This window comes from Streptomyces sp. NPDC088810 (genome assembly GCF_044750305.1).
Classification (GTDB): Bacteria; Actinomycetota; Actinomycetes; order Streptomycetales; family Streptomycetaceae; genus Streptomyces.
Genome location: NZ_JBIVJQ010000001.1, coordinates 215,758 through 239,603, shown reverse-complemented (window position 1 = coordinate 239,603; position 23,846 = coordinate 215,758). Strand labels below are relative to the sequence as shown.

Sequence of the window (23,846 nt, the reverse complement as noted above, 5' to 3'; positions counted from 1 at the left end):
CCATGCGCTCGCACCTGCTCAATGGCCTCACCGCGGAGCACTACCGCCGCTCCGTGACCGAAGGAGTCGAGCGGGTGGCGGCCAAACTCGCCACCACCGACCGTCCGTTCACCGGCGTCACCGTGGACGCCCTCTCCCCCGCCATCGACGCGATCGACCTGGACCGCCCGCTGGGCGACACCGCCGCGGTGCTGGACGAGCTGGAGGACGTCTACCTCCGGGACGCGGTCTACTTCCACCACCCCCGTTACCTGGCCCACCTCAACTGCCCGGTCGTCATCCCGGCGGTGCTCGGAGAGACCGTGCTCTCCGCGGTCAACTCCTCGCTGGACACCTGGGACCAGTCGGCCGGCGGCACCCTCATCGAGCGCAAACTCATCGACTGGACGGCCGCGCGCATCGGCCTCGGCCCGGCCGCCGACGGCGTCTTCACCTCCGGCGGCACCCAGTCCAACCTGCAGGCGCTGCTGCTGGCCCGGGAGGAGGCCAAGACCGACAGCCTTGCGAAACTGCGGATCTTCGCCTCCGAGGTCAGCCACTTCAGCGTGCAGAAGTCCGCCAAACTGCTCGGCCTCGGTCCGGACGCCGTCGTCGCGATCCCCGTCGACCACGACAAGCGCCTGCAGACGGTCGCCCTCGCCCGCGAGCTGGAGCGCTGCGCGAGCGACGGCCTGGTCCCCATGGCCGTCGTCGCCACCGCCGGCACCACCGACTTCGGCTCCATCGACCCGCTGCCGGAGATCGCCGGGCTGTGCGCCCAGTACGGCGTCTGGATGCACGTGGACGCGGCCTACGGCTGCGGGCTGCTCGCCTCCCTGAAGTACCGGGACCGCATCGACGGCATCGAGCGCGCCGACTCGGTCACCGTCGACTACCACAAGTCCTTCTTCCAGCCGGTCAGTTCCTCCGCCGTGCTGGTGCGGGACGCGGCCACGCTGCGGCACGTCACCTACCACGCGGAGTACCTCAACCCGCGCCGCATGGTGCAGGAACGTATCCCCAACCAGGTGGACAAGTCCCTCCAGACCACCCGCCGCTTCGACGCCCTCAAGCTGTGGATGACGCTGCGCACGATGGGCGCCGACGGCATCGGGCAGCTCTTCGACGAGGTGTGCGACCTGGCGGCCGAGGGCTGGAAGCTGCTGGCCGCCGACCCGCGCTACGACGTCGTCGTCGAGCCCAGCCTGTCCACCCTCGTCTTCCGCTACGTCCCGGAGGCCGTCACCGACCCCGCCGAGATCGACCGTGCCAACCTCTACGCCCGCAAGGCCCTGTTCGCCTCCGGTGACGCCGTGGTCGCGGGCACCAAGGTGGCCGGCCGCCACTACCTGAAGTTCACCCTGCTCAACCCCGAGACACAGGCGGCCGACATCGCCGCCGTCCTCGATCTGATCGCCGGCCATGCCGAGCAGTACCTGGGAGAGTCCCTTGACCGCGCGTCCTGAAGCCCCGCACCGGACCTACGACTTCGTGGGGATCGGGCTCGGCCCCTTCAACCTCGGCCTCGCCTGCCTGACCGAGCCGATCGCCGAACTGGACGGCGTGTTCCTGGAGTCCAAGCCCGACTTCGAGTGGCACGCCGGCATGTTCCTGGACGGCGCCCACCTCCAGACCCCGTTCATGTCGGACCTGGTCACCCTGGCCGACCCGACCTCGCCGTACTCCTTCCTGAACTACCTGAAGGAGAAGGGCAGACTGTACTCGTTCTACATCCGCGAGAACTTCTACCCGCTGCGGGTCGAGTACGACGACTACTGCCGCTGGGCCGCCGGGCAGCTGAGCAGTGTCCGCTTCGGCACCACGGTCACCGAGGTGACGTACGAGGACGAGCTGTACGTCGTCCGCACCGAGGCCGGCGACACCTACCGCGCCCGGCACCTGGTGCTCGGCACCGGCACGGCCCCCTTCGTGCCTCAGGCGTGCCGGGGGCTCGGCGGGGACTTCCTGCACAACTCCCGGTACCTGCACAGCAAGGCGGAGCTGCTGAAGAAGAAGTCCGTCACGATCGTCGGCAGCGGGCAGAGCGCGGCCGAGATCTACTACGAGCTGCTCGCCGAGATCGACGTCCACGGCTACCAGCTCAACTGGGTCACCCGCTCCCCGCGGTTCTTCCCGCTGGAGTACACCAAACTGACCCTGGAGATGACCTCCCCGGACTACATCGACTACTTCCGGGAGCTGCCCGAGGAGACCCGCTACCGGCTGGAGAAGCAGCAGAAGGGCCTGTTCAAGGGCATCAACTCGGACCTCATCGACTCGATCTTCGACCTGCTGTACCAGAAGAACGTCGAGAGCGGCGACCGTCCGGTGCCCACCCGGCTGCTCACCAACTCCACGCTGCGCACGGCGGTGTACCAGGACGGCACGTACACGCTCGGCTTCCACCAGGACGAGCAGGGCAAGGACTTCGAGATCCGCACCGAGGGCCTGGTCCTGGCCACCGGCTACCACTACACCCCGCCGGCCTTCCTGGCCCCGGTCCGGGACCGGCTGCGCTTCGACGGGCACGGCCGCTTCGACGTCGCCCGCAACTACGCCATCGACGTCACCGGCCGCGGCGTCTTCCTCCAGAACGCCGGCGTCCACACGCACAGCATCACCAGCCCCGACCTGGGCATGGGCGCGTACCGGAACGCGTACATCATCCGTGAGCTGCTCGGCACGGAGTACTACCCGGTCGAGAAGACCATCGCCTTCCAGGAGTTCGCGGTATGACCAGCACACCCCCGCCCTTCACGTTCCGTCCCGTCGACCCGCTGACGGACGCCGAGCTGCTGCACTCCTGGGTCACCCACCCCAAGGCGGCCTTCTGGATGATGCAGGACGCGCGACTGGAGGACGTCGAGCGCGCCTACATGGAGATCGCGGCCGACGAGCACCACCACGCGCTGCTCGGGCTGCGGGACGGCACGCCCGCGTTCCTGATGGAGAAGTACGACCCCGCGCACCGGGAACTGGCCGGCCTGTACGAGCCGCGGTCCGGGGACATCGGCATGCACTTCCTGACCCCGGCCACCGACACCCCCGAGCACGGGTTCACCAGGTCGGTCATCACCGCCGTGATGTTCCATCTCTTCGAGGACCCGTCGGTGCGGCGGGTCGTCGTCGATCCGGACGTCCGCAACACGGCCGTGCACGCCCTGAACGCGGCCGTCGGGTTCGTGCCCGAGCGGGAGATCGACAAGCCGGAGAAGCGTGCCCTGCTGAGCTTCTGCACCCGCGAACAGTTCGAGACGGCGGTGACCGCATGACCCTCGCCGACGCCGTGGCCCATCTGTCCCCCGAGCGCTGGGCGACCGCCAACCGGCTGCTGCTGCGCAAGGCGCTCGCCGAGTTCGCGCACGAGCGGCTGATCACCCCGGAGGAGGACGGCGACGGGTACGTCGTCCGCAGCGACGACGGGCTCACCAGCTACCGGTTCCGGGCCGTGCGGCGGGCCCTGGACCACTGGCAGATCGACCCCGATTCCCTCACCCGGCACCGGGACGGCAGTGAACTCCCGCTGGCCGCAATGGACTTCTTCATCGAGCTGAAGAAGTCCCTGGGGCTGAGCGACGACATCCTGCCGGTGTACCTGGAGGAGATCTCCTCCACCCTGTCGGGCACCTGCTACAAGCTCACCAAGCCGCAGGTGACCTCCGCCGAACTGGCCCACAGCGGCTTCCAGGACGTCGAGACCGGGATGACCGAGGGCCACCCGTGCTTCGTCGCGAACAACGGGCGGCTCGGCTTCGGCATCCACGAGTACCTGTCGTACGCCCCCGAGACGGCGAGCCCGGTCCGGCTGGTGTGGCTGGCCGCGCACCGCTCGCGGGCCGCGTTCACGGCCGGCGCCGGGATCGAGTACGAGTCGTTCCTGCGGGACGAGCTGGGCGAGAAGACGGTGGAGCGGTTCCGTGCCGTCCTCACCGACCGGGGCCTGGACCCGGCCGAGTACCTGTTCATCCCGGTCCACCCCTGGCAGTGGTGGAACAAGCTGAGCGTCACGTTCGCCGCCGAGGTGGCCCGTGAGCTGCTGGTCTGTCTCGGCGAGGGCGACGACGAGTATCTGGCCCAGCAGTCGATCCGGACCTTCTTCAACACCAGCGCCCCGCACAAGCACTACGTGAAGACGGCCCTGTCGGTACTCAACATGGGCTTCATGCGGGGTCTGTCGGCCGCCTACATGGAGGCGACCCCGGCGATCAACGACTGGCTGGCCCAGCTGATCGACAGCGACCCGGTGCTGAGGTCCACCGGCCTGACGATCATCCGGGAACGGGCCGCCGTCGGCTACCGGCACCTGGAGTACGAGCGGGCCACCGACCGGTACTCGCCGTACCGCAAGATGCTGGCCGCGCTGTGGCGGGAGAGCCCGGTGCCCTCGCTGCGGGACGGCGAGACCCTCGCGACCATGGCCTCCCTGCTGCACGTCGACCACCGGGGCGCCTCCCTCGCGGGCGCGCTGATCGAGCGGTCGGGCCTGCCCCCGGCCGAGTGGCTGCGGCAGTACCTGCGGGCCTACTACACCCCGCTGATGCACAGCTTCTACGCCTACGACCTGGTGTTCATGCCGCACGGGGAGAACGTCGTCCTGGTGCTGAAGGACGGCGCCGTGCAGCGGGCGGTCTACAAGGACATCGCCGAGGAGATCGCCGTCATGGACCCGGACGCGGCCCTGCCGCCGGAGGTCCGGCGGATCCGTGTCGAGGTCCCCGAGGACAAGAAGCTGCTGTCGATCTTCACGGACGTCTTCGACTGCTTCTTCCGCTTCCTCGCCGCCCACCTCGCCGCCGAGGGCGTCCTGGCGGAGGACGACTTCTGGCGCACGGTCGCCGAGGTCACCCGCGAGTACCAGGAGGCGAACCCGGAACTGGCCGACAGGTTCCGCCAGTACGACATGTTCGCCCCCGAGTTCGCCCTGTCCTGCCTCAACCGCCTCCAACTGCGCAACAACCGCCAGATGGTGGACCTCGCCGACCCGTCCGGCGCACTCCAGCTGGCCGGCAGCCTGAGCAATCCCATCGCCGGCTTCTGACGGCGCCGCAAACGGACGGGCACCCCGCAGTACGGTCCTGCGGGGTGCCCGTCGGTGTGGTCAGCGGGTCGGCCAGGGCACCTGTGGTGAACGGTAGTAGTGGATGCCCAGGGCGTCCCAGCGCGGGGCCTGGGCGGCCAGCCGCACCCGGTAGGCGGTCCAGCCGTGGGTGGCCGGCGGTGACCAGCCCAGCTCGGCGACGCCGGCGAGGCGCGGGAACGCCATGTACTCGATGTCGGCGGTCCTGGCGAGGGTCTCGGACCACAGCGGTGCCTCGACGCCCCGGACCGCCGCAGCCGGGACTCCGGACAGGTAGGCGCCGGGGTCCCAGTCGTAGGAGCGCCTCACCTCCACCAGGCCCGCCCACTTGGTGCCGAGCCTGGTGGCGCTCGTGTACTTCATGTCCAGGTAGACCCGGTCGGCCGGGGACAGGATCAGGCCCGTGCCGTTCCGGGCGGCCTGCGCGACCTGCGCCTTCTCCGCCGCGCTGGTGCCGTCCAGGCCCCAGTACTGGGCGAGGGCGCCGCGGGCCGGGTGCGCGCCGGTGAGCTGGTGCCAGCCGATGACCGTCTTGCCGTACCGGGCGACGACCGGCTGCACGCGGTCCATGAAGGTGACGTAGTCGGCGTGGCTCGTGGAGTGCGCCTCGTCGCCGCCGATGTGCAGATAGCGGCCCGGGGTGAGGGCGGCCAGCTCCCGGATCACGTCGTCCACGAAGTCGTAGGTGACCTGCCGGGGCACGCACAGCGAGCTGAAGCCGACCTTGGTGCCGGTGTACAGCGGGGGTGCCACGCCGTCGCAGTTGAGCTGCGCGTAGGAGGCGAGGGCCGCGTTGGTGTGGCCGGGCATGTCGATCTCGGGCACGACCTCCAGATGGCGGGAGGCCGCGTACCGGACGATCTCCTGGTAGTCGGCCTTGGTGTAGAAGCCGCCCCGGCCGCCGCCGACCTGGGTGGAGCCGCCGTAGGTGGTCAGGCGCGGCCAGGAGCCGACGGCGATGCGCCAGCCCTGGTCGTCGCTCAGGTGCAGGTGCAGCTCGTTGATCTTGTAGAGGGCCAACTGGTCGACATAGCGCTTGACCTGGGCGACCGTGAAGAAGTGCCGGGCGACGTCCAGCATGGCGCCCCGGTAGGCGTAGCGCGGGCGGTCCTGGATGGTGCCGCCGGCGATCCGCCAGGGTCCGGGCTGCACGGTCTTCTTCTCGACGGCGGCCGGCAGGAGCTGGCGCAGGGTCTGGACGCCGTGGAACAGCCCGGCGGGGGTGCTCGCGGTCAGGGTGACCCCGTCGGCGCCGCTCTTCAGCCGGTACCCCTCGGCACCGAAGTCCCCGCCGGCCAGACGGAGTCGGATGCCTCCGGTGCCGCGGTCGGTGACCGGCAGCGGGTAGCCGGTGGCGGGCCGCAGCAGGCCGGCCAGGTAGCCGCCGATCCGGCGGACCTCGGCCGAGCCGTCGACACGCACGCTGGTCGCCCGGGTGATGCGGTACGGCGTCCCGCCCGGGGTGACCGAGGCAGGCGCCGGGACCACCCGGTCCAGCGGGGTCGGGGCGGCGGCCTGTGTCGTGGGCGCCGCCCCGAGGGTGAAGGCGCCGGCCGCCGCGAGCAGCAGGGCGCCGAGGACGCGGGGTGTTCGGGGAGTCGTGCTGTGGTTCCGTCTCACATGCGCTCCCTTCGGAGGGGGTCGACCGTCGGGGGGGCTGACTGCCCGACGTGGTCGAGACCACTGTCCCGCAGATCGGGTGAAACAATCCCCGCATGGCGGAAATCATCCAGAAGGACGGCACCTGGGTCTTCGACGGCGACGCCCTGCGCATCACCCCCGGCCGGGACAAGAGCGTGGGCCTGCTCCGCCGCGAGCTGGGCGAACTCGTCGTACCGCTCGGGGCGTTGGCCGGTGTCTCGTTCGAACAGGGCCGGAAGGCGGGGCGGCTCAGGCTGCGGCTGCGCGACGGCGCCGACCCGCTGCTCCAGGCCACCGCCGGCCGGCTCGCCGAGGCGCACGAGCCGTACCAGCTGGCCGTGGAGCCCGACCGGTACGGCGTCGCCGAGTACGTCGCCGACGAGCTGCGCAACGCCCTGCTGCTGGAGGGGATTTCCCCGGACCCGGCCGACACCTACCTGCTGCCGGGCCCGTCGCTGCCGGTGTCCGTCTCGGCCGGGGACGGCACGGCGGGCTTCGACGGGGAGCGGGTGCGGCTGGAGTGGAACTGGAAGACGGAGGACGCCAAGGCCTCCGCGGGCCCCCGCACGATCCCGCTCGCGGACATCACCGGCGTGGAGTGGCAGCCGGCGGCCGGCCTGGAGAACGGGCATCTGCGGTTCCTGGTGCGCGGCGCCCCGGTCACCGCGCCGCCCAAGTACGACCCGAACGCGGTCGAGCTGTGGGGCTTCCGGAAGGACCCGCTGATGGCCCTGGTCGCGGCGGCCGTACAGGCCCGCCTGCCGCACCCGTCGGCGGCCGGCCCCGGCCTGCGGAAGATCCCGTCGCAGCCGGCCGGGGAGCGGGCCGGGGACGACCACGACGCGCTGTTGCGCCGGCTGCGCGAGCTGGGCGAGCTGCACCGTGACGGGGTGCTGACGGACGAGGAGTTCACCCTGGCCAAGCAGGCGGTCCTCAGGCGCCTGTGAGGACCGCCTGCGCCACGGGTGCCTACTTGGCCTTGCGGGACACCGTGAAGTGGTCGATGCGGTCGCCGGTCTCGGCGATGCCCGACACCTTCAGCGTGGTCTGCCGGCCCTTGGGCGCGGGCCTGACGTCCACGCGCAGGAAGGAGTAGTTCAGGTACCGCACCCGGGACCAGGCGACGGTCTCATCCACCTTGCCCTCCTTGGTGTTGACGAAGGAGGCCACGGAGTCGGTCTCGTGCTCGTGGCCCTCGTAGGAGTCCGGGGCGGAGAAGGCGTACAGGCTGCGCCCGGCCGCACCGGCGGTGACGTACACCACACCGTCGGTCTCGGGGTAGGCGGTGCCGCCGATCGGCAGCTTCTTGGCGACCTTGCCCGCCTTGATGACGTCGGTGCGCTCGTACTGGTGGTTGTGGCCATTGATCACCAGGTCCACCGTGTACTTCTCGAACAGCGGCACCCACTCCTGGCGCACCCCGCCTTCCGAGGCGTGCGCGGTGGAGGTGCAGTAGGCGCAGTGGTGGAAGAAGACGACGATGAAGTCCACGTCCTTCGACGCGCGGAACTTCTTCAGCCGGCCTTCCAGCCACTTCGTCTGCGTTCCGCCGGATATGCCCAGGTTCGCCGGGATCTCGAAGGAAATGTCGTTGGCGTCGAGCGAGATGACCGCCGTGTTGCCGTAGACGAAGGAGTAGACGCCCGGCAGGTTCTTCTTGTCGGGGCCGTTGTCCGGAAGGTTCCAGCGGGCCTCCTCGCCGCCGTAACCGTTGGGCGAGTACCAGGCCTCCATGTCGTGGTTGCCGTAGGCGGGCATCCACGGGACCTGCTTGGCGACCGACTCGGTCTGGGCGAGGAAGGAGTCCCAGGTGCGCGAGTCGAAGCCGGTGTCGGTGGTCTTGCCCGCGCCGGACGGGTCGGCGTAGGCGATGTCGCCGGCGTGCAGGTGGAAGGCCGGGTTCTGGCCGAGGAGGAGGCTGTTGTTGGCCAGGCCGTGGTAGCCGACGCCCTCGTCGCCGAAGGCGGTGAAGGTGAACGGCGCCTTGTGGGCGGGGGCGGTGGTGAAGGTGCCCAGGGTGCCCAGCAGGTGCGGTGCGGCCGGGTCGAAGCCCTGGTGGCCGACGCCGTAGTAGTAGGTCCTGCCGGGGCGCAGGTGGGTCAGCTTGGCGTGCAGGTAGTACTGGGTGTGGTCGCCGCTGGCGCCGACACCGGCCGGGGTGTACAGGGTGCGGACCTCGGCCTCGATCCTGCGGGAGAGGTCCCAGGGGTGGGCGCCGACGCGGATGAAGGGCTTCTTGACGGCCACCGGGACCTGCCAGGAGACGGTGATCTCGGTGCGCGGGTCATTGCCCCAGGCGAGATGGCGGCCGAAGGGGGCGACGAGGGAGCCGTCGACGGCCGCGGAGGCGGTGTGCTGGGCCGGCACGGCGGCCTGGGCGGTGGCACCCGGCACGAACGCGCCACCGGTGACGGCGCCCAGCGTGACGGCACCGCCCCTGATCACGGTGCGCCGCGAGAACCTGGCGCGCAGGTACTCATGCTGTTCGGCCATGCTCATGCGCGCGGCCAGCTTCTCGGGTACTCCCATACGCGGAATGTCCATGGCGTCTGAAACTCGTCCGTTCGGGCAACGCGCCGCAAGACGCAGGATGGACAGCTTGCGAACAGAGCGCCATAAGACTCTCAACAGCCGCTTGCCCGGAATCGGGCACGATTCTTGCGAAAGTGCCGCCGGTACTCCAGGATCTACCGGGTGCACGACGAACTTGTTGATCATCTGACGCGGTCCACGCCCCTCAGCCGGGGCGAGGCGCTGCGCGTGGTCCAGGACGTGCTCGCCTATTTCGACGAGACGGCCCAGGAGTACGTCCGTCGCCGCCACCGCGAACTCCAGGCCCAGGGCCTGGTGAACACGGAGATCTTCGAACGGATCGAGGCGGACCTGAAATACCGGGCGGTGGCGCCGCCGGAGCTGACGCTCAGGCAGCTGCGCCGCATGGTCTACGGCTGAAACCAGCCGGAGCCGGACCAGCGACAGCCAAGGGATACCTCTATATATGTGCGGAATTGTCGGATACATCGGGAAGCGTGACGTCGCCCCCCTCCTGCTGGAGGGACTCCAGCGCCTGGAGTACCGCGGCTACGACTCCGCGGGCATCGTCGTCACCTCCCCGAAGACGCCCGGTCTGAAGATGGTCAAGGCCAAGGGCCGGGTGCGCGACCTGGAGGCCAAGGTCCCGGCGCGCTTCAAGGGCACCACCGGTATCGCCCACACCCGCTGGGCCACCCACGGCGCCCCCTCCGACGTGAACGCCCACCCGCACATGTCGGCCGACCAGAAGGTGGCCGTCGTCCACAACGGCATCATCGACAACGCCGCCGACCTGCGCCGCAAGCTGGAGGCGGACGGCGTCGAGTTCCTCTCCGAGACCGACACCGAGGTCCTCGTCCACCTGATCGCCCGCTCCCAGGCCGAGAAGCTGGAGGACAAGGTCCGCGAGACCCTGCGGGTGGTCGAGGGCACGTACGGCATCGCGGTCATGCACGCCGACTTCTCCGACCGCATCGTGGTGGCCCGCAACGGCTCCCCGGTCGTCCTCGGCATCGGCGAGAAGGAGATGTTCGTCGCCTCGGACATCGCCGCCCTGGTCGCCCACACCCGGCAGATAGTGACGCTGGACGACGGCGAGATGGCCACCCTCAAGGCCGACGACTTCCGCACCTACACCACCGAGGGCACCCGCACCTCGGCCGAGCCGACCACCGTGGAGTGGGAGGCGGCCTCCTACGACATGGGCGGCCACGACACCTACATGCACAAGGAGATCTTCGAGCAGGCCGACGCCGTGGACCGCGTACTGCGCGGCCGCATCGACGACCGGTTCTCCACCGTGCACCTCGGCGGTCTCAACCTGGACGCCCGCGAGGCCCGGCAGATCCGCCGCGTGAAGATCCTCGGCTGCGGCACCTCGTACCACGCGGGCATGATCGGCGCCCAGATGATCGAGGAGCTGGCCCGCATCCCCGCCGACGCCGAGCCCGCGTCCGAGTTCCGCTACCGCAACGCGGTCGTCGACCCCGACACCCTGTACATCGCGGTCTCCCAGTCCGGTGAGACGTACGACGTCCTCGCCGCCGTCCAGGAACTCAAGCGCAAGGGCGCCCGGGTCCTCGGCGTGGTGAACGTGGTCGGCTCGGCGATCGCCCGCGAGGCCGACGGCGGCGTCTACGTGCACGCCGGCCCCGAGGTCTGCGTCGTCTCCACCAAGTGCTTCACCAACACCACGGTCGCCTTCGCGCTGCTCGCCCTGCACCTGGGCCGCACCCGCGACCTCTCGGTCCGCGACGGCAAGCGGATCATCGAGGGCCTGCGCAAGCTGCCCGAGCAGATCACCGAGATCCTCAAGCAGGAGGAGGACATCAAGCAGCTGGCGGAGAGCTACGCCGACGCCCGCTCGATGCTCTTCATCGGCCGCGTCCGGGGCTACCCGGTGGCCCGCGAGGCCTCCCTGAAGCTCAAGGAGGTCTCCTACATCCACGCCGAGGCCTACCCCGCCTCCGAGCTGAAGCACGGCCCGCTGGCCCTCATCGAGCCGGCCCTCCCCACGGTCGCGATCGTCCCCGACGACGACCTGCTGGAGAAGAACCGCGCGGCCCTGGAGGAGATCAAGGCCCGCAGCGGCAAGATCCTCGCCGTGGCCCACCAGCACCAGGAGAAGGCGGACCAGACGATCCTCGTCCCGAAGAACGAGGACGAACTGGACCCCATCCTGATGGGCATCCCCCTCCAGCTCCTCGCCTACCACACGGCCAAGGCCCTGGGCCGCGACATCGACAAGCCGCGCAACCTCGCGAAGTCGGTGACGGTCGAGTAGGACGCGGGAACAGAACGGACCCCCACGTGGCCACCTTCACGCGGGGGTCCTTTCCGTGCTGCTGCTCATCAGCCGGCGGCCGTCACCCCCCGGCCCGCAGCACGCCCCGGAAGGGCCGTCGGCCAGTGGGCCAGCGCGGCCGTCGCCGCGTACCAGGCCAGCGCGCCCGAGCCGGCGGCCACCCAGCCGCCGGCCTTGGTGAGAGCCGAACTGTCCGCGAACTGCGCCACGGCGAGCACGAGCATCGCCAGGAACAGCAGGCCGTGCATGACCTGGCCGAGACCGTCCCCGCCGGCGAGGGTCAGCGTGAGCGCCACGAGGGCGAACAGAAGCAGGAAGAGCCCGCCCGCGTTGGCGGACGAGTGGCCGGCGACCGCCCAGGTGAACCACAGCGCACCGAGGGCCGCGAAGCCCGTACCGGAGGCGCTGTCACGGTCCCGGAGGGCCAGCAGGCCGATGACGAACAGGGCAACTCCGCCCACGTAGTGGGCCACTGACACGGCGTCGGACGCGGCCACGCCGTCGATGACACCGGTGGTACCGAGTCCGAACGCCAACAGGGTTATGCCCAGGGCGAGTCGGCCGACCACGGTGGTGCTTCCGCTTCCCGCAGAGACGTCGTTGTCCACGGCGGGCTCCCTTCGTGCAGGTGCAGTCGTGCGGTGAGCGCTATATGCCCTTCACAAAGGCACAACCCACCTCTACGCGCGAGTAGTTTTGCGCTGCACCACGCTGCACCAGGCCGCACCGAGCTGCATCAGGGGGAGTCGGGAAGGTCAGGGAATGACGATCACGGGCCGCTGCGCCCGCTTGGCGAGCCGTCCCGCGACGGAGCCGAAGATCCGGCCGACGATGCCGTGCGTGGAGCCGACGACGATCGCGTCGGCCTCGTACTCCCGCCCGACCTCTTCCAGCTCGTGACAGATGTCACCGCCCCGCTCGACCAGGATCCACGGCACCTCGGCCAGATAGTCCGCACACGCCAGCTCCAGCCCCAGGACCTCCGTGCGGTGGTCCGGCACGTCCACGAAGACGGGCGGCTCGCAGCCGGCCCAGACGGTGGTGGGCAGCCGGTTCGCGACATGCACGATGATCAGACCGGAGTGGGAACGGTGGGCCATGCCGATCGCGTAGGCGAGGGCGCGCTCGCTGGAGGTGGAGCCGTCGAAGCCGACGACGACTCCGTGCCGGAAGGCGGGGTCGCAGGAAGGGCGTGACTCTTCCGCCGCCAGGGGATCGGCCGCCGTGGGATCGGCGACCGGCCGCTTGCGGTCCGCGGGTTCGAAGAATTCGTGACCGGCCATGGCTGTCTCGGCGTTGTGATCCTTTATGGGAGGGACGACAGTGTGCGGCGGAGCTGTGTCCGGGAAAGGTCTTCCCAAGCCCATACCCTCAAGGGTACGGCGGCACGCCTCCTGAGCCCAGATCCCGCGCACGCTCCGTGAGCGGTCCCCCGACGTCCGTAGGGGTTCACCGGAGCATGCACGAGCCGCGCCCGTAACGCAATGGTTGCTGCCCCGTACAGGCGGTTTGCACAGCGTTCACAGCTGCGCCTGCGGTGACCGACCGGTCGAACGGGCGTTGAATCGGGGTGAGCCACCGCCACAGGGAGTACGAGATGCCCGGACCCCGACCCAGCAGCGAGCCGCGCCCCGCGCCCGACACCGCGAGCGATGTGATCCGCTGGGCGGCCTTCAGCTGCGTGCTCGTGCCCGTGGTGCTCGTCTGGTACGGCGCCTCGCTGGCCGGCGCCGCGGGCACCGCGCTGGGCCTCGCCGCCGTCACGGCCGTCTGCCGGGTGCTGCTGCGCCGCTCGGAGCGGTGCGCCCAGCGTTGCGCCACGCAAAGAGGCGGACGTCACACCCGGGAGCAGACACCGGTCGACTGACCTGTTTCCGCGCCTCCGAACGCTGCTTTTCAGCCAACTTCTGGATATCGACCAGGAGGGGTCCGAACCACCCTCCAACCCCCGTTCCACCTGCACGGAAAGGGTCTACGGGCCGCTGCGCACCCTACGCGGTTTGGCCACTGCGACAAGGCGCACTTCCCTGCACGCCTCACGAGTGCAACGCTTCGTGATCGAATGCTTCACGCCAAGTTGTCATGTCGACAATGTGCCGCGTGGGGAACTGGTCACCGCCCGATCGCGGGAGCCAGTAAATTCGATCTTGACTGTCTTACGGCGGGGGACTCGTGCAGGACCGAGGGGAAACGTGCAGGAGCGACACAACCGAGGAGCCGCGACCACCGAGGGGGGCTTAGCAGTATGAGCCACGACTCCACTGCCTCGCCGGACGCCGCAGCCCGGAAACTGTCCGGGCGACGCCGCAAGGAGATCGTCGCGGTGCTGCTGTTCAGCGGCGGCCCCATTTTCGAGAGTTCCATTCCGCTGTCGGTGTTCGGGATCGACCGCCAGGACGCCGGCGTGCCGCGCTACCGCCTGTTGGTGTGTGCCGGCGAGGAAGGCCCGCTGCGGACCACAGGGGGCCTGGAACTCACCGCACCGCATGGGCTGGAGGCGATCTCACGCGCCGGGACGGTCGTCGTACCGGCCTGGCGGTCGATCACCTCACCGCCACCGGAGGAGGCACTCGACGCGCTGCGCCGGGCACACGAGGAAGGCGCCCGCATCGTCGGGCTGTGCACGGGCGCGTTCGTGCTCGCCGCGGCCGGACTGCTGGACGGCCGCCCGGCGACCACCCACTGGATGTACGCACCGACGCTGGCCAAGCGCTATCCGTCGGTGCACGTCGATCCGCGTGAGCTGTTCGTCGACGACGGCGACGTGCTGACGAGCGCGGGTACGGCGGCCGGAATCGATCTCTGTCTCCACATCGTGCGGACGGACCACGGCAACGAGGCGGCCGGCGCGCTCGCCCGGCGTCTGGTGGTCCCGCCGCGCCGGTCGGGCGGTCAGGAGCGCTACCTCGATCGGTCTTTACCAGAGGAGATCGGCGCCGACCCGCTCGCCGAGGTCGTCGCCTGGGCGCTGGAACACCTCCACGAGCAGTTCGACGTGGAGACCCTGGCGGCACGCGCCTACATGAGCCGCCGTACGTTCGACCGCCGGTTCCGCTCGCTCACCGGGAGCGCTCCGCTGCAGTGGCTGATCACGCAGCGGGTGCTCCAGGCGCAGCGGCTGCTGGAGACGTCGGACTATTCCGTGGACGAGGTGGCGGGGCGGTGCGGCTTCCGTTCACCTGTCGCGCTGCGCGGGCACTTCCGCCGCCAGCTCGGCTCGTCCCCGGCCGCCTACCGGGCCGCCTACCGGGCCCGTCGGCCGCAGGGCGACAAGCCGGGCGAGGCGGAGCCGTCGGTGTCGACGGCCGGCCAGCAGGGCGCGCCCGCGGGCCTGTCCGGCACCGGACCGGTGGGCCCGCCACCGGCCCTGCTGCACGAGCACCGGGACGGCGGGGTGCCGCTGCAGAGCCGCCGGGCCGCGGCCGGCGCGGTGGGGCTGCTGCCGGGGCCGCGCAGCGGTAACTGAGCGGTCCGCGCACGGAGCGCGAAGGGGGGCGGAGCCCGGCTCCGCCCCCCTTCGCGTGTCCGCGCACCGACAAGGTCGGCGCACGGTCGGTCCAGCTCAGCGCGGCGCGCCGTAAGGTGAGACACATGAACGATCGCATGGTGTGGATCGACTGCGAGATGACCGGCCTCTCGCTGTCCGACGACGCGCTCATCGAGGTGGCCGCCCTCGTCACCGACTCCGAGCTGAACGTACTCGGCGAGGGGGTGGACATCGTCATCCGCCCGCCGGCCCGGGCTCTGGAGACGATGCCGGAGGTGGTCCGTCAGATGCACACCGCGTCCGGACTGCTCGCCGAGCTGGAGCACGGCACGACCCTGAAGGACGCCGAGGAGCAGGTCCTGGCGTACGTGAAGGAGCACGTGAAGGAGCCCGGCAAGGCGCCCCTGTGCGGAAACTCGGTCGGCACCGACCGGGGCTTCCTGCTGCGGGACATGCCGACCCTGGAGGACTACCTCCACTACCGGATCGTCGACGTGTCCTCGGTCAAGGAGCTGGCCCGCCGCTGGTACCCGCGGGCGTACTTCAACAGCCCGGAGAAGAACGGCAACCACCGGGCCCTCGCCGACATCCGCGAGTCGATCGCCGAGCTGCGCTACTACCGCGAGGCCATCTTCGTGCCGCAGCCCGGCCCGGACTCCGACACCGCCAGGGCGATCGCCGCCAAGCACGTCCTGCCCGCGCAGTAGCCGCCCGCGCGGGCTCCGCCAGGGCCGCTCGGCGGCCCGCGCGAAAACCTGTGCGCGAGCACCCCTTCGGACCCTGTAGACTTCTTCTCGGCCGGTCGGGGAAACGACAAGTTCCACCGCCGGTCATGGTGGGTGTAGCTCAGCTGGTAGAGCACCTGGTTGTGGTCCAGGATGCCGCGGGTTCGAGTCCCGTCACTCACCCTGAGTGTTCAGCCGGTGACTCCGTCGCAAGACGGGTCACCGGCTGAACACGTTTCGGGGCTCCTTGGGATCGCGCGCAGGCCGGGATCGGCAGATGTGTTCCAGCTCCCACCGGCCCGGCCCGCGGCTTCGCCGCGCCCCGGCGGAACGGATCTGCCGATCCCCCCGCTAGGAGGACGCCCGCACCACCAGCTCCGTCGGGAGCACCGCCCGGCGGCGGTCCAGGCCGCGGGACGCCGGTGGGCGGCGGTCGGCGATCTCGGTGAGGAGGAGGTCGATCATCGCGCGGCCCATCTCCTCGATGGGCTGGCGGACGCTGGTGAGCGGCGGGTCCATGTGGCGGGCGATGGCGGAGTCGTCGTAGCCGACCAGGGCGACGTCGTCGGGGATGCGGCGGCCCGCCTCGCGCAGCACCTGACGGGCGCCGGCCGCCATCACGTCCGAGCCGGCGAAGACCGCGTCCAGGTCGGGGTGGTGGGACAGCAGGACCGTCATCGCCCGGCGGCCGCCCTCCTCGGTGAAGTCGCCCGGCTCGATGAGGAGGTCGTCGGCCGGGTGGCCGGCGTCGCGCAGGGCCTCGCGGTAGCCGTCGACGCGGCGCTGGGCGCCGTAGACGTCCAGGCGGCCGGTGATGTGGGCGATCCGGCGGCGGCCCCGGCCGAGCAGGTGCTCCACGGCCGAGCGGGCCCCGCCGTAGTTGTCCGAGTCCACCGAGGTGAGCGACTCGGCCGCCGAGCGCGGGCCGCTGATCACGGCGGGGATCTCCAGCTGGGCCAGGAGGTCGGGCAGGGGGTCGTCGGCGTGGACGGAGACCAGCAGGACGCCGTCGACGCGGTGGGCCGCCAGGTACTGGGCCAGCCGCTGCCGCTCGCGGTCGCTGCCCGCGAAGATCAGCAGCAGCTGCATCTCGGTGTCGGAGATCTCGGCGCCGACCCCGCGCAGCATGTCCGAGAAGTACGGCTCGGCGAAGAACCGGGTCTCCGGCTCGGGGACGACCAGGGCGATGGCGTCGGTGCGGTTGGCCGCGAGGGCGCGGGCGGCGGTGTTGGGGACGTAGCCGAGTTCGGCGACGGCCGCCTCGACCGCGGCGCGGGTGGCGTCGCTGACCCGGGGGGAGCCGTTGATCACCCGGGAGACCGTGCCCCGCCCGACCCCGGCCCGCGCGGCGACCTCTTCGAGCGTGGGCCGCCCTCCGCTCCGGCCCCGCCCTCCGTGGCTTGCCATGGGCTCCGCCTTTCTCGCCGTGTCCTGTCTGGCTGGAATCTAACAGTCCTGGCCAGAGTGGTGAGCGGTACCAGGCGGCCCGCGAGGGCAGTTAACAGGCAGATAACTGAACGCGGTTCGCCCTGTCCGTTCCCTTGACACCCCGCCGGGAACCGACGACCCTTCAACACATCACTTGTGGGAGCGCTCCCACAGTACCTGACACCTACACATCCCGCACGTTCCCCGCCCGAGCCGCAGCGAGTACGAACGGGCCCAATTCCAGCAGTTGGCCGGGGGGTCGGCACGTCAGGCAACAGGAGGACGTAATGCGCACGAGCATCCGCCGGTCCCAGCGGCTGATGGCCCTCGCGGCCGTGGCCGCACTGACCACCGGGCTGCTGGCCGGCTGCGCCAACGACTCGGACGACGGCTCGTCGAACAACTCGGGCGGTGACGGCGGTGGCGGCAAGGGCAAGATCACGCTGACCATCGGGACCTTCGGCGTCTTCGGCTACAAGCAGGCCGGCCTCTACGACGAGTACATGAAGCTCCACAAGGACATCAACATCAAGGAGAACGTCACCACTCGTACCGACGTCTACTGGCCGAAGGTGCTCACCCGCCTCCAGGCCGGCTCCGGCACCGACGACGTCCAGGCCATCGAGGTCGGCAACATCACCGAGGCCGTCCAGACCCAGGCGAACAAGTTCGTCGACCTCGGCAAGGAGGTCGACAAGTCGCAGTGGCTGGACTGGAAGCTCGCGCAGGCCACCACCAAGGACGGCAAGACCATCGGCCTCGGCACGGACATCGGCCCGATGGCGATCTGCTACCGCAAGGACCTGTTCAAGAAGGCCGGTCTGGAGACGGACCGCACCAAGCTGGCCGCCCAGTGGAAGGGTGACTGGCAGAAGTACGTCGACGTGGGCAAGCAGTACATGAAGAAGGCGCCGAACGGCACCAAGTTCGTGGACTCCGCCTCCTCGGTGTACAACGCGGCCCTCGGCGGCGCCGAGACCCGGTACTACGACAAGGACGGCAACATCGTCTGGGACGAGTCCGAGGGTGTGAAGAAGTCCTGGGACGCGGCGATGGCCGTCGCCACCAGCAACATGTCGGCCAAGCTGAAGCAGTTCGACAAGCCGTGGGACCAGGGCTTCGCCAACGGCACCTTCGCGAGCGTGGCCTGCCCGGCCTGGATGATCGGCTACATCGAGCAGAAGTCCGGTGACTCCGGCAAGGGCAACTGGGACGTGGCGGCGGCCCCGACCGCGGCCAACTGGGGCGGCTCCTTCCTCGGCGTGCCGACGGCGGGCAAGCACCAGAAGGAGGCCATCGAGCTGGTGAAGTGGCTGACGGCGCCGGAGCAGCAGGCGAAGGTCTTCGCCAAGCAGGCCAGCTTCCCGTCGACCCCGTCGGCGTACGCGAGCCTCAAGCCGGCCGCCGACACCACGACGTACTTCTCCAACGCGCCGATCACGCAGATCTTCGCCGACTCGGCCAAGACCATCCCGGTCCAGTACTTCGGCGTCAAGGACCAGCCGATCAACAGCGCGCTGACCGACGTCGGCATCCTCCAGGTCGAGCAGAAGGGCAAGTCGCCCGAGCAGGGCTGGGACGCCGCGAAGAACGAGATCAAGGACGTGCTCGGCCAGTGAGCAGCTCCAAGCAGGCTCTCGCGCATCCCGCGTCGAGCGCCGAGGCCGCGCCCGGCAGCACGCCGGGCGCGGCCCGGGGCGCTCGCGGTCGCGGTGCGCCGGCGGCGCCCGACTCCTGGCGCAGCCGGCTGTACCGCTGGGACATGAAGGCGTCGCCGTACGCCTTCGTCGCCCCCTTCTTCCTCCTCTTCGGGGCCTTCTCGCTGGTCCCGCTGCTCTACACGGCCTGGTACTCGCTGCACGACGTGCAGCTGTCGGCACTCGACCACCAGACCTGGGCGGGCCTGGACAACTACCGGAACCTGCTGTCCTCGGACTTCTTCTGGAACGCCCTGAAGAACACCCTGAGCATCGGCGTCATCTCGACCGTGCCGCAGCTGCTGGCCGCGCTCGCGCTCGCGCACCTGCTCAACTACAAGCTGCGCGGCTCGACCATGTGGCGCGTGGTGATGCTGACCCCGTACGCCACCTCGGTGGCGGCGGCGACCCTGGTGTTCACGCTGCTGTACTCGTGGGACGGCGGCATGGTCAACTGGGTCCTCCACTTCTTCGGGGTGGACCCGGTCAACTGGCGGGAGTCCGACTGGGGTTCGCAGTTCGCGGTGTCGTCCATCGTGATCTGGCGGTGGACCGGGTACAACGCGCTGATCTATCTGGCCGCCATGCAGGCGATCCCGGCCGATCTGTACGAGTCGGCGGCGATCGACGGCGCCAACCGCTGGCAGCAGTTCCGGCACGTGACCGTTCCGCAGCTGCGGCCGACGATCCTGTTCACGGTGGTCGTCTCCACCATCGGCGCCACCCAGCTCTTCGGTGAGCCGCTGCTGTTCGGCGGGGTCAGCGGGTCCAAGGGCGGCTCGGAGCACCAGTACCAGACGCTCGGTCTGTACATGTACGACCAGGGCTGGATCATCGGCAACCTCGGCAAGGCGTCCGCGATCGCCTGGTCGATGTTCCTGATCCTGCTGATCGTGGCCGCGGTCAATCTGCTGCTCACCCGACGGCTGAGGAAGTCCCAATGACCACCACTGAACTGACCCTGCCCCGGGAGGCGGGCCGGCGCCGCGGCCGGATGGGCGCGGGCAAGCAGCTGCACGCGGGCCCGGTGACCTACCTCGTGCTCACCGTGTTCGCGCTGGTCTCGCTGGCCCCGCTGGTGTGGACGGCGATCGCGGCCTCCCGCACCGACCGGCGCCTGGCCCAGACCCCGCCGCCGCTGTGGTTCGGCGGCAACCTCTTCAAGAACCTCGAGGCGGCCTGGGACCAGGCCGGGCTCGGCACCGCCATGCTGAACTCGGTGATCGTGGCGGGCACCATCACGGTGAGCACGGTGCTGTTCTCCACGCTGGCCGGGTTCGCCTTCGCCAAGCTGCGGTTCCGGTTCTCCAGCGTGCTGTTGCTGCTGACCATCGGCACCATGATGATCCCGCCGCAGCTGGCCGTCGTACCGCTGTACCTGTGGATGTCGGACCTGGGCTGGTCCAACCAGCTCCAGACGGTGATCCTGCCGAGCCTGGTGACCGCGTTCGGTACGTTCTTCATGCGGCAGTACCTGGTGCAGGCGCTGCCGACGGAGCTGATCGAGGCGGCCCGGGTGGACGGGGCGAGCAGCCTGCGGATCGTGTGGCACGTGGTCTTCCCGGCCGCGCGGCCCGCGATGGCGGTGCTGGGCCTGCTGACGTTCGTGTTCGCCTGGAACGACTTCCTGTGGCCGATCATCGCCCTGACCCAGCAGAACCCGACCGTGCAGGTGGCCCTGAACTCGCTCGGCACCGGGTACGTCCCCGACCAAGCGGTGATCATGGCGGGCGCGCTGCTCGGTACGCTGCCGCTGCTGGTCGCCTTCCTGCTGTTCGGCAAGCAGATCGTGGGCGGGATCATGCAGGGCGCGATCAAGGGCTGATCCGCCCGTCCGGCTTCAAGGGGGCCGGTCGACCGCCGTCCCGGCCCCTTCTCCCCCACTTCATCCGTCGGCTCTTCCGACCCTTCATGGGAGCGCTTCCATGCCTGACTCCGTTTCCTCCGTGACGTTTCCTCCCGCCTTCCTCTGGGGCGCCGCGACCTCGGCGTACCAGATCGAGGGGGCGGTGCGGGAGGACGGCCGCACCCCCTCGATCTGGGACACCTTCAGCCATACGCCGGGCAAGACGGCCGGCGGCGAGACGGGGGACGTCGCGGTCGACCACTACCACCGCTACCGCGACGACGTGGCACTGATGGCGGAGCTGGGCCTGACCGCGTACCGCTTCTCCGTCTCCTGGTCCCGGGTGCAGCCGACGGGCCGGGGGCCGGCGGTCCAGCGCGGACTGGACTTCTACCGCCGGCTGGTCGACGAGCTGCTGGCACGGGGCATCAGGCCGGCGCTCACCCTCTACCACTGGGATCTGCCGCAGGAGCTGGAGGACGCGGGCGGCTGGCCGGTGCGGGACACCGCGTTCCGGTTCGCCGAGTACGCCCAGCTCGTCGGCGAGGCGCTGGGCGACCGGGTGGAGCAGTGGATCACCCTCAACGAGCCGTGGTGCAGCGCCTTCCTCGGGTACGGCTCCGGGGTGCACGCGCCCGGGCGCACCGACCCGGCGGCCTCGCTGCGCGCGGCCCACCATCTCAACCTGGGGCACGGGCTGGCCGCTTCGGCGCTGCGGGCGGCGATGCCGGCCCGCAACCAGATCGCGGTCAGCCTCAACTCCTCCGTCGTACGGCCGCTCTCCCAGGACCCCGCGGACCTGGCTGCGGCCCGCCGGATCGACGACCTGGCCAACGGCGTCTTCCACGGCCCGATGCTGCACGGCGCGTACCCGTCGTCGCTGCTGGAGGCCACCCGCTCGGTGACCGACTGGTCGTACGTCCTCGACGGCGACGTCCGCACGATCAACGCCCCGCTGGACGCTCTCGGCCTGAACTACTACACGCCGACCCTGGTCTCGGCCGCGTCCGGCGAGGCCAAGGGCCCCCGGGCGGACGGCCACGGCTCCAGCGAGCACTCGCCCTGGCCGGCCGCGGACGACGTCCTCTTCCACCAGACCCCCGGCGACCGTACGGAGATGGGCTGGACGATCGACCCGACGGGACTGTACGACCTGATCATGCGCTACGCGCGCGAGGCGCCGGGCCTGCCCCTGTACGTCACCGAGAACGGCGCGGCCTACGACGACAAGCCCGACCCCGACGGCCGGGTGCACGACCCCGAGCGCATCGCCTACCTGTACGGGCATCTGTCGGAGGTGCGCCGCGCGATCGCCGACGGCGCCGATGTGCGCGGGTACTACCTGTGGTCCCTGATGGACAACTTCGAGTGGGCGTACGGCTACGGCAAGCGGTTCGGCGCGGTGTACGTGGACTACGCCACGCTGGAGCGGACGCCGAAGTCGAGCGCGCGGTGGTACGCGGAGGCGGCCCGGACGGGGGTGCTGCCGCCGGTGGAGCCCGCCGCGTGACAGGCGGGGCGCGGCCCGTCGTGGGAGCGGGCCGCGCCCTCTTGCTCGGACGGAAGTGCCGGTGGCGTGTCCGGGCTATCCCTTGTACGCCCCGAACGCCTTGGCGAAGGCGGACTTCTCCTGGATGACGGAGCTGCAGGTGGCGTCGGCGGTGGGCTTGGTGCCGCCCGGGCACTGCTGGTCGCGGGTCGCGGACCACATGGAGAGCCAGCCGAGGCCCTTGGACTTGGCGAAGTTCACCAGCTGGGTGGCGTCCTCGACCTTGAAGACCTCGGAGGAGACGTCGTTGACGCCGATCATCGGGGTGACGGCGACGGTCTTCCAGGCGGCGGCGTCGGACAGCCCCAGCACGCTCTTGACCTGGGCCTGGGTGGCCGTCGCGGCCTGCTCGGCGTACGTGCCCATGTCACCGCTGTACGAGGGGCCGTAGTCCATCGCCATGATGTTGACGGTGGTGATCTTCACGCCGTTGGCCTTGGCGTCGGCGAGGAGGTTCACACCGTCCTGGGTGAGGCCCTCGGGCATCACCGGGAGGGTGAAGGAGACGTCCAGGTTCGGGTGCCGGGCCTGGAGCTTGGCGATGGCCTGGGCGCGGCGGGTGTTGGCCGCGGTGTCGGGCAGCGCGCCGCCCTCGACGTCGAAGTCCACCTTGGTCAGCTTGAACGCGTCGACCGCCTTGCCGTAGGCCGCCGCCAGCGCGTCCGCGGAGGAGCAGGTGGTGGCCAGCTCGGAGCCGGAGGCGCCGCCGAAGGAGACCCGGACGTCACCGCCCTTGGCGCGCAGCGAGCCGATCTGCGCGGCCACGGCGTCGCCGGTGAGGTCCGTGACGCCGCCCCACTTGGGGGTGCAGCCGCCGCCGTCGGTGAGGAAGGCGAGGTTGTAGTTCTTCACGCCGGTCGCGTCGGCGGCGCCGAGGAGGTCGAAGGCCGGGTAGAGGCTGGTGTCGACGTAGGGGGCGAAGCCGGCGGAGCCGGTGGTGCCGGTCCCGGTGCTGCCCGTGGGGGTGGGCGTGGGCGTGGCGGTCGTCTTGGTGGGGGTGGGGGTGGGGGCCGGCGTGGTCTGCGTCGGCCGGCCGCTCGGCTCGGGGGTCGCGCCGCCGTCCGCGGAACACTGGGTGTTGTCGATACGACAGCCGGTCGGGTCGCCGCTGCCGGTCACCACGAAGCCGACGGTCACCGACTTGCCGGGGGCCAGGCCCTCGGTGTCCCACTTCGCCGGCTTCACGGTGACGTGCCGACCGCTCACGCTGGACTCGCCGTTCCAGAGCGAGCCGAGCTTGGCGCCCGCCGGGAGGTCGAACTCCAGCGTCCAGGTCTTCTCGGCCTGACCGGTGTTGTTGGTGACGACGTACTGGGCGGTGTAGCCCGTCGACCAGTCGCTGGTCTTCGTGTACGCCGCGTTCACCCCGGCCGCGTTCGCGGTGCCGGTGAGCAGGACCGCGCCGCCGCCCACCACGGCCGCGGCCACCAGGCCGCCTATCGCCTTGTTCCTGCCACTGATCCTGCGCCGGTGCGTGCTCATGGGCGTGCCTGCCTTCGCTGTTCACGGGGGTGGGGTGCGGCAGCACGCTAGCGACCGGGAAATGGACAAATGGCTTGTTCCGGCCGTCGGTTGGAGAC

The 23,846-nt window shown here is 70.3% G+C and carries 20 protein-coding genes and 1 tRNA gene; 15 read left to right on the top strand and 6 right to left on the bottom strand.

Going from position 1 to position 23,846, the window contains the following annotated elements; all coding sequences use genetic code 11:
- Window positions 1-2 precede the first annotated feature (2 nt).
- The 4 genes from desA to ACIP4Y_RS01080 are packed head-to-tail and all read left to right on the top strand — an operon-like array spanning window position 3 to window position 5,017.
- Window positions 3-1,445 (top strand): lysine decarboxylase DesA, encoded by a 1,443-nt coding sequence (gene desA, locus ACIP4Y_RS01095; protein WP_401386123.1) that lies wholly within the window; start codon window positions 3-5, stop codon window positions 1,443-1,445.
- Window positions 1,429-2,715, top strand: coding sequence for a lysine N(6)-hydroxylase/L-ornithine N(5)-oxygenase family protein (locus tag ACIP4Y_RS01090; RefSeq protein WP_401386120.1), 1,287 nt, complete (start codon window positions 1,429-1,431; stop codon window positions 2,713-2,715). The genes desA and ACIP4Y_RS01090 overlap by 17 nt, the downstream gene beginning before the upstream one ends.
- Window positions 2,712-3,251: a GNAT family N-acetyltransferase gene (locus ACIP4Y_RS01085; RefSeq protein WP_401386117.1), complete on the top strand. Its 540-nt coding sequence runs from the start codon at window positions 2,712-2,714 to the stop codon at window positions 3,249-3,251. The genes ACIP4Y_RS01090 and ACIP4Y_RS01085 overlap by 4 nt, the downstream gene beginning before the upstream one ends.
- Window positions 3,248-5,017, top strand: coding sequence for an IucA/IucC family protein (locus ACIP4Y_RS01080; RefSeq protein ID WP_401386114.1), 1,770 nt, complete (start codon window positions 3,248-3,250; stop codon window positions 5,015-5,017). Before ACIP4Y_RS01085 ends, ACIP4Y_RS01080 begins: the two co-directional genes overlap by 4 nt.
- 60 nt (window positions 5,018-5,077) lie before the next feature.
- Here the strand turns inward: ACIP4Y_RS01080 and ACIP4Y_RS01075 are convergent, their stop codons facing one another.
- Complete coding sequence (locus ACIP4Y_RS01075) at window positions 5,078-6,676, bottom strand: beta-N-acetylhexosaminidase (protein WP_401386111.1); 1,599 nt, start codon at window positions 6,674-6,676, stop codon at window positions 5,078-5,080.
- Window positions 6,677-6,771: 95 nt separating this feature from the next.
- Between ACIP4Y_RS01075 and ACIP4Y_RS01070 the strand changes: the two genes are divergently transcribed.
- Window positions 6,772-7,644: a DUF4429 domain-containing protein gene (locus ACIP4Y_RS01070; protein WP_401386108.1), complete on the top strand. Its 873-nt coding sequence runs from the start codon at window positions 6,772-6,774 to the stop codon at window positions 7,642-7,644.
- Window positions 7,645-7,666: 22 nt separating this feature from the next.
- Here ACIP4Y_RS01070 and ACIP4Y_RS01065 read toward each other — a convergent pair whose 3' ends face one another.
- On the bottom strand, window positions 7,667-9,226 hold the full coding sequence (locus tag ACIP4Y_RS01065; RefSeq protein WP_401386105.1) for a purple acid phosphatase family protein: 1,560 nt from the start codon (window positions 9,224-9,226) through the stop codon (window positions 7,667-7,669).
- Between the two features lie 165 nt (window positions 9,227-9,391).
- On the opposite strand from ACIP4Y_RS01065, the gene ACIP4Y_RS01060 reads away from it, so the two are divergent.
- Together ACIP4Y_RS01060 and glmS are read left to right on the top strand one after the other, a co-directional pair.
- Complete coding sequence (locus ACIP4Y_RS01060; RefSeq protein ID WP_358638334.1) at window positions 9,392-9,649, top strand: hypothetical protein; 258 nt, start codon at window positions 9,392-9,394, stop codon at window positions 9,647-9,649.
- Between the two features lie 46 nt (window positions 9,650-9,695).
- Window positions 9,696-11,513 (top strand): glutamine--fructose-6-phosphate transaminase (isomerizing), encoded by a 1,818-nt coding sequence (glmS, locus tag ACIP4Y_RS01055; RefSeq protein WP_358638332.1) that lies wholly within the window; start codon window positions 9,696-9,698, stop codon window positions 11,511-11,513.
- A gap of 68 nt (window positions 11,514-11,581) precedes the next feature.
- Here glmS and ACIP4Y_RS01050 read toward each other — a convergent pair whose 3' ends face one another.
- Both ACIP4Y_RS01050 and ACIP4Y_RS01045 read right to left on the bottom strand, forming a co-directional pair.
- Window positions 11,582-12,142: a hypothetical protein gene (locus ACIP4Y_RS01050; RefSeq protein WP_401386101.1), complete on the bottom strand. Its 561-nt coding sequence runs from the start codon at window positions 12,140-12,142 to the stop codon at window positions 11,582-11,584.
- Window positions 12,143-12,289: 147 nt separating this feature from the next.
- Complete coding sequence (locus ACIP4Y_RS01045; RefSeq protein WP_053710488.1) at window positions 12,290-12,817, bottom strand: universal stress protein; 528 nt, start codon at window positions 12,815-12,817, stop codon at window positions 12,290-12,292.
- 314 nt (window positions 12,818-13,131) lie between these two features.
- On the opposite strand from ACIP4Y_RS01045, the gene ACIP4Y_RS01040 reads away from it, so the two are divergent.
- The 4 genes from ACIP4Y_RS01040 (at window position 13,132) to ACIP4Y_RS01025 (ending at window position 15,929) form a co-directional block, all read left to right on the top strand.
- Window positions 13,132-13,401 carry a hypothetical protein gene (locus tag ACIP4Y_RS01040; RefSeq protein WP_401386097.1) on the top strand — a complete coding sequence of 90 codons (270 nt, stop codon included), beginning with the start codon at window positions 13,132-13,134 and terminating at the stop codon, window positions 13,399-13,401.
- A 378-nt stretch (window positions 13,402-13,779) separates the two neighbouring features.
- Window positions 13,780-15,000, top strand: a complete 1,221-nt coding sequence (locus ACIP4Y_RS01035; RefSeq protein WP_358638327.1) for a helix-turn-helix domain-containing protein — start codon at window positions 13,780-13,782, stop codon at window positions 14,998-15,000.
- Window positions 15,001-15,125: 125 nt separating this feature from the next.
- Window positions 15,126-15,728: an oligoribonuclease gene (orn, locus tag ACIP4Y_RS01030; RefSeq protein ID WP_358638325.1), complete on the top strand. Its 603-nt coding sequence runs from the start codon at window positions 15,126-15,128 to the stop codon at window positions 15,726-15,728.
- Between the two features lie 128 nt (window positions 15,729-15,856).
- Window positions 15,857-15,929: transfer RNA gene (locus tag ACIP4Y_RS01025), tRNA-His, on the top strand.
- Window positions 15,930-16,097: 168 nt separating this feature from the next.
- Here the strand turns inward: ACIP4Y_RS01025 and ACIP4Y_RS01020 are convergent.
- Entirely contained in the window at window positions 16,098-17,153 is a 1,056-nt protein-coding gene (locus ACIP4Y_RS01020; protein ID WP_358638323.1) for a LacI family DNA-binding transcriptional regulator, read from the bottom strand.
- 308 nt (window positions 17,154-17,461) lie between these two features.
- On the opposite strand from ACIP4Y_RS01020, the gene ACIP4Y_RS01015 reads away from it, so the two are divergent.
- The 4 genes from ACIP4Y_RS01015 to ACIP4Y_RS01000 all read left to right on the top strand — a co-directional run bounded on the left by ACIP4Y_RS01015 (window position 17,462) and on the right by ACIP4Y_RS01000 (window position 22,227).
- On the top strand, window positions 17,462-18,793 hold the full coding sequence (locus tag ACIP4Y_RS01015; protein WP_401386092.1) for an ABC transporter substrate-binding protein: 1,332 nt from the start codon (window positions 17,462-17,464) through the stop codon (window positions 18,791-18,793).
- Window positions 18,790-19,815, top strand: coding sequence for a carbohydrate ABC transporter permease (locus tag ACIP4Y_RS01010; RefSeq protein WP_401386089.1), 1,026 nt, complete (start codon window positions 18,790-18,792; stop codon window positions 19,813-19,815). Before ACIP4Y_RS01015 ends, ACIP4Y_RS01010 begins: the two co-directional genes overlap by 4 nt.
- Window positions 19,812-20,696: a carbohydrate ABC transporter permease gene (locus tag ACIP4Y_RS01005; protein ID WP_401386086.1), complete on the top strand. Its 885-nt coding sequence runs from the start codon at window positions 19,812-19,814 to the stop codon at window positions 20,694-20,696. The genes ACIP4Y_RS01010 and ACIP4Y_RS01005 overlap by 4 nt, the downstream gene beginning before the upstream one ends.
- Before the next feature lie 100 nt (window positions 20,697-20,796).
- Window positions 20,797-22,227: a GH1 family beta-glucosidase gene (locus ACIP4Y_RS01000; protein ID WP_401386083.1), complete on the top strand. Its 1,431-nt coding sequence runs from the start codon at window positions 20,797-20,799 to the stop codon at window positions 22,225-22,227.
- Between the two features lie 75 nt (window positions 22,228-22,302).
- Here ACIP4Y_RS01000 and ACIP4Y_RS00995 read toward each other — a convergent pair whose 3' ends face one another.
- On the bottom strand, window positions 22,303-23,748 hold the full coding sequence (locus tag ACIP4Y_RS00995; protein ID WP_401386080.1) for a cellulose binding domain-containing protein: 1,446 nt from the start codon (window positions 23,746-23,748) through the stop codon (window positions 22,303-22,305).
- Window positions 23,749-23,846 lie beyond the last annotated feature (98 nt).